Source organism: Brucella sp. H1_1004 (genome assembly GCF_047308065.1).
Taxonomy (GTDB): Bacteria; Pseudomonadota; Alphaproteobacteria; order Rhizobiales; family Rhizobiaceae; genus Brucella; species Brucella pseudogrignonensis_B.
On record NZ_JAYKZA010000002.1, the window covers coordinates 346,099 to 359,377 of the forward strand.

Here is a 13,279-nt window from a genome sequence, read left to right on the forward strand (position 1 = left end):
CGAAAAAGGCCCGCCTAAGCGGGCCTTTGATTTTTTAGTAGAAACCAGATCTTACATGTGAATTGGCTTGGCAAAAGTTGCCAAGGCCGATTCACGCACCGCTTCCGACATAGTTGGATGCGCATGGCAGGTGCGTGCCAGATCTTCGGACGAACCACCAAATTCCATCAGCACAGCCAGTTCGTGAATCATTTCACCGGCATTATAGCCGAGGATATGAGCACCCAGAACGCGATCGGTGGCCTTGTCGGCAAGGATCTTCACGAAGCCGTCTGTATGCTGCATGGCGCGTGCACGACCATTTGCCGTGAACGGGAACTTGCCGATCTTATATTCAACACCAGCGGCTTTTAGTTCTTCTTCGGTCTTGCCAACGGAAGCCACTTCCGGCTGCGTGTAAACAACGCTTGGAATGACGTCGAAGTTTACGTGTCCGGCCTGACCAGCGATGATTTCAGCAACCGCAATGCCTTCATCTTCCGCCTTATGCGCCAGCATCGGACCCTGAACCACGTCGCCAATCGCATAAATGCCTTCGATATTGGTGCGCCAGTGGCCATCAATGGCCACGCGACCGCGATCATCGACACTCACGCCAGCTTCCTGAAGACCCAGACCATCGGTGTAAGGACGACGCCCCGTCGAAATCAGAACTGCATCGGTTTCGATGGTTTCTGCGTCGCCACCCTTAACCGGCTCAAAGGTCACTTTCGCGCCCTTAGCCGACTTTTCAACACCGGTTACCTTTGCGCTGAGCTTAAACGCAATGCCCTGCTTTTCCAGCAGGCGCTGGAACTGCTTGGACACTTCACCGTCCATCGCGCCGAGCACCTTGTCGAGATATTCGACAACAGTCACTTTCGCGCCGAGACGCGCCCACACAGAACCAAGTTCCAGACCGATCACACCGCCGCCAACAACGACGAGATGCTCAGGAACCTTGTCGAGCGCGATTGCGCCGGTCGAAGAGAGAATAACCTTCTCGTCAATATCGACCTTAACCCCAGGAATGCCAGCAACATCCGAACCGGTTGCGATGATGATATTCTTGGCTTCAATTTCCTGAACGCTGCCGTCTTCGGCAGTTACAGAAACCTTACCCTTGGCAACGATCTTGCCGGTGCCGATGAAAGCAGTGATCTTGTTCTTCTTGAACAGGAATTCGACGCCCGATGTGTTCGACTTAACGGTCGCATCCTTATGCGCCATCATCTTTTCGAGATTGAGCTTCGGCTTGCTGATTTCAACGCCGAGCGCATCAAATGAATGTCCGGCTTCCGCAAAAACTTCAGATGCATGCAACAGCGCCTTGGAAGGAATGCAGCCAACATTGAGACAGGTGCCGCCAAAGGTCTTGCGCTTTTCCACGACAGCGACCGATAGGCCAAGCTGTGCCGCCTTGATTGCAGCAACATAGCCGCCGGGGCCGGTACCAATGACAACCACATCATAAGACATTGAACTATCCTTCTTACGTCTGAGCCACTCCTGGCTCGTCAACTATTTTCAACCAGAAATCCGGTTATTCCTCAGGTGTGCAGGATTTAAAGCGGAAGCTTTCAAACTGAAGCGGCTTATCCGGCTTCGCTGCACCAAAATCATATCCGTCCAGCGCCGACACCAGATCGGGAAACAAAATTGCCTGCGCTGCCGGTTCATCGGCCTTTGGCAAGACATCAGCTTCCGCTCCCTCTTTCAACGCATAGACGACACTCTGCCAGAGACTGCAATCATCCAGATCTTCCGGATCAGTACCGCCATTCTTGCAATTATAAGTGATCAGCGCATAAGGACGCGCAACGCCCTCTTCCGGCCAGATCACAAGGCCGGACAATTTGAAATCCGGCTTATCATCAGCAGTGATTGTGAATTCATTGGTCGGTGCCGGGCTCATCTTGAGCGCATTCGACTGCGCCTCGTTGAAGGTGAGCGTGTAAGCATCGCCCTGATCGCGATAAGTCGCGCGATTCTGCGTACAGGCGGCCTGAACAGCGCTCGAGAAAACAGTCACAGCAAGCGCTGATGCAGCCATTACCTTGAAAAGCTTTTTAACGTCATGCATCTGTCGGTTCTCCTCAATCATCCGGCAGCGATTACTGCGCTTTAGCGATGGCAAGTTTGAGACCAAGGGCAATGAAAACCACGCCGCTTGTCCTGTCGATCCATTTTGAAGCACGCGAGAACACCGCGCGCATCTTAGGCGTCGTCATGAAAAGGCTGACACCGATGAACCACGAAATCAATGCCGAGGCCATCACAACACCATAGCCGAGCTTCACTTCATTGGGGGTGTGCAGACTGACAACGGTTGAGAAAATCGAAAGGAAGAAGAACACGGCTTTGGGGTTCAGCGCATTGGCAGCAAAACCGAGACTGAAAGCTTTCAGTGCACTCTGCTGAACACGCGCTTCCTGTGTGCTTATATCGACATCAATCTTGGTTGAACCGGCACGCAATGCCTTGATGCCGATATAGACCAGATAGGCCACACCGCACCATTTGACGATATTGAACAGATAGATCGACTTGGAGATAATCAGTCCAAGACCCAGCACCGTATAGGTGACATGCATCATCAGTGCAGCGCCAATACCGAAACTGGTAATGATTGCCTCACGACGACCATGCATCAGTGACTGACGAATAACCATCGCCAGATCAGCGCCCGGCGAAACGATAGCAAAAACGAAAATCGCCATCAGAGATGCAAGTTCAAACAGATAGGGATGCATCGCTTTTCCTTCGCCCGGCACCGTTCAGATGCAGGAAATCGCCTAAAAAACCAGATTGAAAAACATGAGTGCAAGCCCGGCCAGCGAACCGACCCAGACCAGCGAGCGGATATACGGAATACCCGCCAGGTAAAGCGGCACATAGATGATGCGGCAGACGAACCAGATCCACGCACCGTAAAGCCCAAGCGTTGCTGCATCGCCCTTGAACACAAGCGCTAGTGCGAGCGCAACAAATGCAGGGTAGGTCTCGCGGAAATTGTTGGACGCGCGTTCCGCACGACCGGCCAGATGACCAGAGGCTTTCAAGCCATTATCGCGCGGACCCGCATTCCATTTGGAGCCGAGTTCCCTCGTCACCGTCCAGCCCTGCAGGAGGATATGAACCACCAGCAAGACAACACTCCAGCCAATCAGCGGGAGAAAAGGCGACGCGGAAAAGATACCCAGCTCCATAGCTCTATTCCTTACAGGTCAAGAACCAGACGTTCTGGATCTTCCAGGCTTTCCTTGACGCGAACGAGGAAGGTCACGGCTTCCTTGCCGTCAACGATACGGTGATCATAGGAAAGCGCAAGATACATCATCGGGCGGATGACGATCTGGCCGCCGACAACAACCGGGCGATCCTGAATCTTGTGCATGCCGAGAATACCCGACTGCGGCGAGTTGAGGATCGGCGAAGACATCAGCGAGCCGTAAACACCACCATTGGTGATGGTGAAGGTGCCGCCCTGCATGTCAGCCATCGAAAGCGAACCATCGCGCGCAGCTTTCGCAAGACGACCGAGTTCCTTTTCAACGCCAGCAATCGACATCTGATCGGCATCACGGATAACAGGAACAACGAGGCCCTTATCGGTGCCGACAGCCATGCCGACATGCGCAAAGTTCTTGTAGATGATGTCGGTGCCGTCGATCTCAGCGTTAACAGCTGGGATTTCCTTCAGCGCGTGCGTCACAGCCTTCGTGAAAAAGCCCATGAAGCCGAGCTTGACGCCGTGCTTCTTCTCAAAAATGTCCTTGTAACGAGCGCGAAGCTCCATCACAGCCGACATATCGACTTCGTTATAAGTCGTCAGCATTGCGGCGGTGTTCTGTGCGTCTTTAAGGCGCTTGGCAATGGTCTGGCGCAGACGGGTCATCTTCACGCGTTCTTCGCGCGGAGCATCGTCAGCCGACGAAGCAGGACGTGCAGCAACAGGCGCAGCTGCCGCTGGAGCAGCCGAAACGCCTTTAGCAATTGCGTCGAGAACGTCGCCCTTGAGAACCTGACCGCGCTTGCCCGAGCCATCAACCTGATCAGCCGAAAGGCCTTTTTCAGCGAGAAGCTTGGAAGCAGCCGGTGCTGGCTGCATGGCTGGCCCCGACGATGCGGAAGCAACAGGCGCCGCCGCCGGAGCAGCAGCTGCTGCTGGCTTGGCTTCTTCCTTCTTAGGGGCAGGAGCGGAGCCCTCGCCGGAAATCTGGCCGAGCAGTGCGTTCACCTCAACAGTGTCGCCTTCCTGCGCAACGATTTCAGCCAAAACGCCCGCAGCCGCAGCTGGAACTTCAATTGTCACCTTGTCGGTTTCCAGTTCCACCAGCGGTTCGTCAGCAGCGATTGCGTCGCCAACCTTCTTGAACCACTTTCCGATGGTTGCCTCAGTAACGGACTCCCCAAGCGTGGGAACGCGAATTTCGGTGGCCATGGTTTCTTCTTCCGTGATCTTCGATCTTTAGATTTATGTTCAACTCAGGATGAAGCGGCTTTTTCAAACCGCTTCTTACTGACAATTCAATTAGTTTCCGAGCGCATCCTCGAGGAAAGCCTCAAGCTGCGCAAGGTGCTTCGACATCAGACCCGTTGCAGGCGACGCCGCTGCCGGACGACCGGTGTAGCGAACGCGCTGATGCTTTGCGTCGATATGTGCAAGAACCCATTCCAGATACGGATCGATGAACGACCACGCACCCATGTTCTTCGGCTCTTCCTGACACCAGACGATTTCTGCCTGACGGAAGCGCGACAGCTCATTGATGAGCGCCTTTGCCGGGAACGGGTAAAGCTGTTCGACACGCAGCAGATAGACATCATCGATGCCACGCTTTTCGCGCTCTTCGTAAAGATCGTAATAGACCTTACCCGAGCACAGAACGACGCGGCGGATCTTGGCATCCTTTTGAAGCTTAATGCCTTCATCGCCCTTGTTGTACTGCGCATCATCCCAAAGCAGACGGTGGAACGATGAATCGCCCGACAGTTCGTTGAGGCTCGACACAGCACGCTTGTGGCGCAGCAGCGACTTTGGCGTCATCATGATCAGCGGCTTACGGAAGTCACGCTTCATCTGACGGCGCAGAATGTGGAAGTAGTTAGCCGGCGTGGTAACGTTGGCAACCTGCATGTTATCTTCCGCACAAAGCTGGAGATAACGCTCAAGACGCGCCGACGAATGCTCAGGACCCTGACCTTCATAGCCATGTGGCAGAAGGCAGACGAGACCCGACATACGCAGCCATTTGCGTTCACCCGACGAGATGAACTGATCGAACACGACCTGTGCACCGTTGGCAAAGTCGCCGAACTGAGCTTCCCAGAGAACCAGAGCGCGCGGATCGGAAAGCGAATAACCATATTCGTAGCCGAGCACAGCTTCTTCCGAAAGCATCGAGTTGATGGCTTCGTAGATCGCCTGACCCTTCTGAATGTTGTTCAGTGGGATATAGCGGTTCTGGGTTTCCTGATCATAGAGAACCGTGTGGCGCTGCGAGAAGGTGCCGCGTTCCACGTCCTGACCCGATAAGCGAATCGGGCTGCCTTCGGAAACCAGGGAACCAAATGCCAGCGATTCAGCAGTTGCCCAATCGATGCCTTCGCCCGTTTCGATCATCTTGGCGCGATTATCGAGGAAGCGCTGGATCGTGCGATGGACATTGAAATCCTTTGGCACTTCAACAAGCTTCTTGCCGATTTCCTTGAGCGTCTTGATCGGAACGCCGGTCTTGCCGCGGCGTTGTTCGTCGGCATTGTCTGCCGTACGCAGGCCACTCCACGCACCGTCAAACCAGTCAGCCTTGTTTGGCTTATAGCTCTGACCCGCTTCAAATTCCTGCTCAAGCTTTTCGCGCCAGTCAGCCTTCATCTTGTCGATGTCAGCCTGTGCCAGCAAACCTTCAGCAATCAGCTTGTCGCTGTAAAGCTGAACAGTTGTCTTGTGCGCACGGATTTCCTTATACATCAATGGCTGAGTGAATGAAGGTTCGTCACCTTCATTGTGACCAAAGCGGCGATAGCAGAACATGTCCACAACAACAGGCTTGTGGAAGATCATGCGGAATTCCATCGCAACTTTCGCTGCGAAGACAACCGCTTCCGGATCGTCACCATTGACGTGGAAGATCGGCGCTTCAATCATCTTCGCCACATCCGATGGATAAGGCGACGAACGCGAGAAGGCCGGATTGGTGGTGAAACCGATCTGGTTGTTGATGATGAAGTGCAGTGTACCGCCAACGCGGTGACCCTTCAGACCCGAAAGACCGAGACACTCGGCAACAACACCCTGACCTGCGAAAGCAGCATCGCCGTGCAGCAGCAGCGGCAGAACCTTTGCGCGTTCAGTCAGTGGCACCATATCGTCGCGGGTACGGCCAACGAGCAGATCCTGCTTGGCGCGTGCCTTGCCCATGACAACCGGGTTGACGATTTCAAGGTGCGACGGGTTGGCAGTCAGCGAAAGGTGAACCTTGTTGCCATCGAACTCGCGGTCCGACGACGCACCAAGATGGTACTTCACGTCGCCCGAACCTTCCACATCGTCAGGCGCATAGGAGCCGCCCTTGAATTCGTGGAAAATTGCGCGGTGCGGCTTGCCCATAACCTGGGACAACACGTTCAGACGACCACGGTGCGCCATGCCGAGCACGACTTCCTTGAGGCCCATCTGACCGCCGCGCTTGACGATCTGTTCCAGCGCCGGGATCAGCGATTCACCGCCATCAAGACCAAAACGCTTGGTGCCCTTATACTTGACGTCAATGAACTGCTCAAAGCCTTCGGCTTCAATCAGCTTCGACAGAATGGCCTTCTTGCCTTCCGCGGTGAAAGCATAGCCTTTATCCGGACCTTCGATGCGTTCCTGAATCCAGGCCTTTTCGACCGGATCGGAAATATGCATGAATTCAACGCCGATATTGCCACAATAAGTGCGCTTGAGAATTTCAAGCATCTGCGGAACTGTCGCGTATTCTAGACCAAGAACATTATCAATGAAGATCTTGCGATCATAATCGGCAGGCGTGAAGCCATAGGTTGCCGGATCAAGTTCGCTGAAATCATTAGGCTTTTCAGCAAGACCGAGCGGATCAAGATTGGCGTGCAAATGGCCACGCATACGGAATGCGCGGATCATCATGATGGCGCGAACGCTATCGCGTGCAGCCTGTGCAATCTCTTCGGATGTCAGTGCCGGAGCAGACGCTTTTGCATCACCCTTTGCAGCCTTGCCTTTAAGCTTGTCGGTGACATGCTTTTCAACTTCGGCCCAGTTGCCGTCGAGTGCCGAAATCAGCTCGCCATTGGCCTGAATTGGCCAGTTCTTGCGGGTCCAGCTTGCGCCCTGTGCGTTTTTACGCACATCGTCGGCATCGTCCTTCAGCTGTGCGAAGAAATCGCGCCACTCGGCATCGACCGAGTTGGGATCATCCTCGTACTTGGCATAGAGCTCCTCAATATAGTCGGCATTGCCGCCATAGAGGAACGAGGTAAGGGCGAAAACGTCGTTGGCTTGTTCTTGCCTTGCCATAACCTAATCCGGAGCCTCCGCTCCGTCTCCTTGTAGTGGCTCATCATGCGCGGGCCGGAAGCTTTTGACCTTCATCCCTCACGCCGCCGGGGAGGAACCACAACAGACCCCGGCATAACTCAATCGCGAACTCTATTCCTGCGGAAGAATGATGGCCAAAGCCTGACATTCTCTTAAACCGACCGCTGCGGCTGGTATATTAAACCCGGCAGTGGCTTTCGCCACGGCCGGTTCATTTCAATCAATAACGCAGTCTCAGCCCTTGAGGACTTCAACCAGCGTCTTGCCGAGCTGTGCTGGCGAAGGAGACACACGAATGCCAGCCGATTCCATGGCTGCAATCTTGTCTTCTGCGCCGCCCTTGCCGCCCGAGATCACGGCGCCAGCATGGCCCATGGTGCGTCCGGCAGGAGCCGTACGGCCAGCGATAAAGCCAACCATTGGCTTCTTGCGACCGCGCTTTGCTTCGTCCTTCAGGAACTGCGCTGCTTCTTCTTCAGCGGAGCCACCGATTTCACCGATCATGACGATCGACTTGGTTTCGTCGTCGGCGAGGAACATTTCCAGCACGTCGATGAACTCGGTGCCCTTGACCGGATCGCCGCCGATACCAACAGCAGTGGTCTGGCCGAGGCCTTCGTTCGAAGTCTGGAACACTGCTTCATAGGTAAGTGTACCCGAGCGCGAAACAACACCCACCGAACCCTTCTTGAAGATATTGCCCGGCATAATGCCGATCTTGCATTCTTCAGGGGTCAGGATGCCTGGGCAGTTTGGTCCAAGCAGACGCGACTTCGAGCGTTCCAGACGCTCCTTGACGCGAACCATGTCCATGACCGGAATGCCTTCGGTGATGCAAACGATGAAGCCGACTTCAGCCTCAATGGCTTCGATGATGGCATCGGCTGCACCTGCTGGCGGAACATAGATCACCGATGCGTCTGCACCTGTGCGTTCCTTGGCTTCTGCAACAGTCGCGAAAATCGGAAGCTTTTCGCCTTTCGAACCTTCCCAGGTTTCGCCACCCTTTTTCGGATGGATACCGCCGACCATCTGCGTGCCGTAATAAGCAAGCGCCTGTTCGGTGTGGAAAGTGCCGGTCTTGCCGGTCAGGCCCTGTACGAGAACCTTGGTGTCCTTGTTAACGAGAATGGACATGCCTTAGTTTCCCTTCACTGCAGCGACGATTTTCTGCGCCGCATCGTCGAGATCGTCAGCCGAAATAACATTCAGGCCGCTCTCGTTGATGATCTTCTTGCCAAGCTCAACATTGGTGCCTTCAAGACGGACAACCAGAGGAACCTTGAGGCCAACTTCCTTAACGGCAGCGATAACGCCTTCGGCGATCACGTCGCACTTCATGATCCCACCGAAGATGTTGACCAGAATGCCCTGAACAGCCGGATCAGCGGTGATGATCTTGAACGCAGCCGTAACCTTTTCCTTGGAAGCGCCGCCACCAACGTCGAGGAAGTTAGCCGGCTCAGCACCGTAAAGCTTGATGATGTCCATGGTTGCCATGGCAAGGCCTGCGCCGTTGACCATGCAGCCGATATTGCCATCAAGAGCGACGTAAGCGAGATCGTGCTTGGAAGCTTCGATTTCCTTTTCGTCTTCTTCCGACAGATCGCGCAATTCCTGAATGTCAGGATGACGGAACAATGCATTGCCGTCGAACGACACCTTGGCATCGAGAACGCGCACACGGCCATCCGTCATGACGATCAGCGGGTTGATTTCCAGAAGGCTCATATCCTTCTCGGTGAATGCCTTGTAGAGGATCGGGAACAGCTTGAGGCCGTCTTCACGCGCTGCATCCTTAAGCTCTAACGCATCAGCGAGCTTGTTGGCGTCTTCATCGGTCACGCCCTTGGCAGGATCGATAGCAACGGTGATGATCTTTTCTGGTGTTTCTTCAGCAACAGCTTCAATGTCCATACCGCCTTCGGTCGAAACGACGAAAGCAGGACGACCAACCGTGCGGTCGATGAGGATCGAGAGATAAAGCTCACGCGCAATGTCTGCACCATCTTCGATGTAAAGACGGTTGACCTGCTTGCCAGCTTCGCCTGTCTGCTTGGTCACGAGCGTGTTGCCGAGCATTTCCTTGGCATGGGAAACAACTTCTTCGATCGACTTTGCAAGACGAACGCCGCCCTTTGCATCAGGACCGAGTTCTTTGAACTTGCCCTTGCCGCGTCCACCAGCATGGATCTGGCTCTTGACGACATAAAGCGGGCCTGGAAGCGTCTTTGCCCATTCTTCCGCCTGTTCGACGGAATAAACAGCCACACCATTGGCGATCGGTGCGCCGAAGGTATGGAGCAGGCGCTTGGCCTGATATTCGTGAATATTCATCTGGTTGTCCTCTGCGGATTAACAGCCGGAAAAGGCCGGGACTGCGTATGCGTAGCCATCCGGCCTGATCTGGAACTTATTTCAGTGACGGAGCGATACCGACGCAAGCTTCACAAAGACCGGCAACAGATGCGACCGACTTCTCGAACTCGGCCTGCTCGCTCTTATCGAGATCAATCTCGATAATACGTTCAACGCCATTGGCGCCGATTACGGTTGGAACGCCGACATACATGTCCTTGACGCCATACTGACCGGTCAGCTGTGCTGCCACTGGCAGAACGCGCTTCTTGTCCTTGAGATAGGATTCAGCCATCGCGATTGCCGAAGAAGCAGGTGCGTAGAAAGCCGAACCAGTCTTGAGCAGGCCGACGATTTCTGCACCGCCATCACGGGTACGCTGAATGATCTTGTCGAGCTTTTCCTGTGTGGTCCAGCCCATCTTGACGAGGTCTGGCAGCGGGATACCGGCAACGGTCGAGTAACGAGCGAGCGGAACCATTGAGTCGCCGTGGCCACCAAGCACGAATGCAGTGACGTCTTCGACCGACACGTTGAATTCTTCCGACAGGAAGTAGCGGAAACGAGCGCTATCGAGAACGCCAGCCATGCCGACAACCTTGTGCGCTGGCAGACCGGAGAACTTCTGCAAAGCCCAGACCATCGCATCAAGCGGGTTGGTGATGCAGATAACGAAAGCTTCAGGAGCGTATTTCTTGATGCCTGCGCCGACCTGTTCCATGACCTTCAGGTTGATACCCAGAAGATCATCGCGGCTCATGCCCGGCTTACGCGGCACGCCTGCGGTGACGATGACAACGTCTGCGTCTTCGATTGCGGCATAGTCGTTTGCACCGGTGAACTTCGCATCAAAACCGTCAACCGGTGAAGATTCTGCAATATCCAGTCCCTTACCCTGCGGAGTGCCTTCCGCAATATCGAAAAGGACGACGTCGCCGAGTTCCTTCAGACCAGCAAGATGAGCGAGCGTGCCGCCGATCATACCGGAGCCGATGAGGGCAATCTTGTTGCGTGCCATGATTGTTTCTTTCCTCAAGTTTGATCCAGAAACGCATGAAGCTATCCGGTTTCCTCCCGGAAAACGCGTCTGCGCTGCGAGGGTTCGATAGGACTCTTTGAAAAAAAACTCAACTCATTATTTTGCGACCAATGTTTTCAATCGGTTAGATTTATATGGACTTACGTAAACGTAAGACATTTTGGCAAATTCGGGGCAAATGAGTCTCTTCGTCCGGCTGTTTCGTATCCCCTGAAACGAGACAGCGCGTCCGCACATTGGTTCTGCTGGGGAGTACAATCGATTAAAAGAAAACCGCATCCCACCCAAGCTACGTTGCGTTAACATAGCCCGCGAATGCTATAAGTCGAGTCTGTGGCAGTTCGATGATAGATCGCATCTCAAAAGGAAAGGAATGCGATCCGTCTCAGCCTGTTGATTTTTCAGAAAATGCATCGAGATATTCCGCGCTCTGCATTTCAAACAGGCGCGATGCTGTGCGGTCAAACTCGAAGGCTTCCACCCCCTGTTTTGCCTGATAGAGCTTTTCAGGCTGCGCTTCGGCGGAAACAAAAAGCCGTGCGTGATGATCATAAAGCACGTCAATCAGCAAAATGAAGCGCTTGGCCTCATTGCGGCGTGAAAGATCAAGCACCGGCACATCGTCAATGAACAGCGTCTGATAGCGTGAAACAATCGCGATATAATCATTGGCTGCAAGCGGCTGCGCGCAAAGCTCGTCAAAGGTGAAACGTGCGGCCCCCGGTACGGCCTGACGAACGACAATATCGCGACCCTTGATATGAATAACGTCGGGCTGTTCTTGCTGACCATCCTTATGGGCCGTCCAGGCCGCATCCATACGCTTGGTGGTCTCGGAATTGAGCGGCGTCAGATAAACCGGCTGACGGTCAAGCTTTTCCAGCCGATAATCGGTGCGGGAATCAAGATTGATCACATCGACATGCTTTTTCAGAATATCAACGAACGGCAGAAACAGCTGGCGGTTAAGCCCGTCGCGATACAGATTGTCAGGCGCAACGTTAGACGTTGCAATCAGCACCACACCATGGGCAAACAGAGCATTGAACAGGCGCGACAGGATCATCGCATCGGCAATATCTGTGACGGTAAATTCGTCAAAGCACAGCACCCATGCCTGCTGCGCTAAGGCTTCCGCAACGGGTGGGATCGGATCTTCCTGCTTGGTATCGCCCCGCTTCAAAGCCTGACGGTGCGCATTGATCCGCTCATGCGCATCCGCCATAAAATCATTGAAATGCACACGGCGTTTGCGTTCAACCGGCAAAAGCTGAAAGAACATATCCATCAGCATGGTTTTGCCGCGGCCCACTTCACCGTGAACATAAAGCCCTTTGACGGTGGCAATTTCCTTGCGCTTGCCAAACAGCCAGCCAAGCGCGCTCGATTTGCGCGACAGACGCTTGGTGCAGATTTCCTCGATCAGCCGGTCATAGCGCGCGGTCAGCTCAAGCTGTGCAGGATCGGAATCAACCTCGCCAGCTCTGACCAGCGCATCATATTGCTCGCGAACCGATGGGAACGCCTTCAGATTACCGTCGAAAGACATGATAGCTTGTCCAACCGCCTAATTGCAGAAAAGGCGGAGCGTCTTGCGACTGCCCCGCCTGTCTTTAACTCAAGTGCCTGATCAGCGCGACAGCGAAACAGACTGTCCGCTTGTGGTCTGACCATCGAAGCGACCCTGACCGGACGAATAAAGTGTCGCGACCGTGCCGCCATTCGCGTCATAGAGCGATAGCTGCTTGCCATTGACTGCCCATGAGGCGAGGCTTCCCAGTTCACCCGGGCAGCGCAGTGGACCAGCGCGGAAACCCTGACCATATTTGGTCTGCGGCGTTGCAATCTTACACTGCTGACCGGCAAGTGACGCATTCCATACACCAGCGACCTTACCCGGTGTCAGATCAGGCGCTGATTCGGGCGGAAGGCTTGCCACCTGCGTACCAGCTTCTGACTGCGACATGTCGGTAGCAGGCGCAGTCGGGAACGAATTCGGAGCATCCAGATTGCCGGACTGTACGGAACTGACAGGAGCAGAACGCAGCGGCGCTGGTGGTGGTGGCGACATATTGTTGTCAAAGCCTCCGACCCGCGAGCTCTGGCAACCAGCCAGAATAGCACCCGCCGCAGCAATGCTGAGCAAACTTGCCTTTGAAATTCCCATCTGGTTCTCCAATTCCTAAGTCGTCTTTCTAAGACATCCTGGGGCTGACTATTTTGGGGAAGTGCCCCTCGTATCATCGAGTTTGAAAGCTCGAGCTAAAACAATATTGCACCGATAAAATGGCGATATGGTTAAAAAATCAACAGTAGTCAGCTGTGAATTTAACCTACCAGCG

At 54.3% G+C, this 13,279-nt stretch carries 11 protein-coding genes; all 11 read right to left on the bottom strand.

Annotated elements, in window-relative coordinates; all coding sequences use genetic code 11:
* Positions 1-51: 51 nt before the first annotated feature.
* The gene (gene lpdA, locus U2P60_RS08915) at positions 52-1,458 is read right to left on the bottom strand and encodes a dihydrolipoyl dehydrogenase (protein ID WP_313827431.1); all 1,407 of its coding nucleotides are present in this window, start codon (positions 1,456-1,458) and stop codon (positions 52-54) included.
* Positions 1,459-1,522: 64 nt separating this feature from the next.
* Positions 1,523-2,062: a hypothetical protein gene (locus U2P60_RS08920; protein WP_413572268.1), complete on the bottom strand. Its 540-nt coding sequence runs from the start codon at positions 2,060-2,062 to the stop codon at positions 1,523-1,525.
* 31 nt (positions 2,063-2,093) lie between these two features.
* Positions 2,094-2,732, bottom strand: a complete 639-nt coding sequence (locus U2P60_RS08925; RefSeq protein WP_413572269.1) for a LysE family transporter — start codon at positions 2,730-2,732, stop codon at positions 2,094-2,096.
* A 42-nt stretch (positions 2,733-2,774) separates the two neighbouring features.
* Entirely contained in the window at positions 2,775-3,188 is a 414-nt protein-coding gene (locus U2P60_RS08930; protein WP_413572271.1) for an MAPEG family protein, read from the bottom strand.
* An 11-nt stretch (positions 3,189-3,199) separates the two neighbouring features.
* Entirely contained in the window at positions 3,200-4,423 is a 1,224-nt protein-coding gene (gene odhB / locus U2P60_RS08935) for a 2-oxoglutarate dehydrogenase complex dihydrolipoyllysine-residue succinyltransferase (protein WP_413572272.1), read from the bottom strand.
* A gap of 90 nt (positions 4,424-4,513) precedes the next feature.
* Positions 4,514-7,519: a 2-oxoglutarate dehydrogenase E1 component gene (locus U2P60_RS08940; RefSeq protein ID WP_313827440.1), complete on the bottom strand. Its 3,006-nt coding sequence runs from the start codon at positions 7,517-7,519 to the stop codon at positions 4,514-4,516.
* A 255-nt stretch (positions 7,520-7,774) separates the two neighbouring features.
* Positions 7,775-8,677, bottom strand: a complete 903-nt coding sequence (sucD, locus tag U2P60_RS08945) for a succinate--CoA ligase subunit alpha (RefSeq protein WP_024898520.1) — start codon at positions 8,675-8,677, stop codon at positions 7,775-7,777.
* Positions 8,678-8,680: 3 nt separating this feature from the next.
* Positions 8,681-9,877, bottom strand: a complete 1,197-nt coding sequence (gene sucC, locus U2P60_RS08950) for an ADP-forming succinate--CoA ligase subunit beta (protein WP_413572274.1) — start codon at positions 9,875-9,877, stop codon at positions 8,681-8,683.
* Positions 9,878-9,953: 76 nt separating this feature from the next.
* A complete protein-coding gene (mdh, locus tag U2P60_RS08955) occupies positions 9,954-10,916 on the bottom strand; it encodes a malate dehydrogenase (RefSeq protein WP_413572275.1) in 963 nt (320 codons plus the stop codon).
* A gap of 406 nt (positions 10,917-11,322) precedes the next feature.
* Positions 11,323-12,486: a cell division protein ZapE gene (gene zapE / locus U2P60_RS08960; protein ID WP_413572277.1), complete on the bottom strand. Its 1,164-nt coding sequence runs from the start codon at positions 12,484-12,486 to the stop codon at positions 11,323-11,325.
* Between the two features lie 81 nt (positions 12,487-12,567).
* A complete protein-coding gene (locus U2P60_RS08965) occupies positions 12,568-13,104 on the bottom strand; it encodes a protease inhibitor Inh/omp19 family protein (RefSeq protein WP_313827444.1) in 537 nt (178 codons plus the stop codon).
* Between the last annotated feature and the right edge of the window lie 175 nt (positions 13,105-13,279).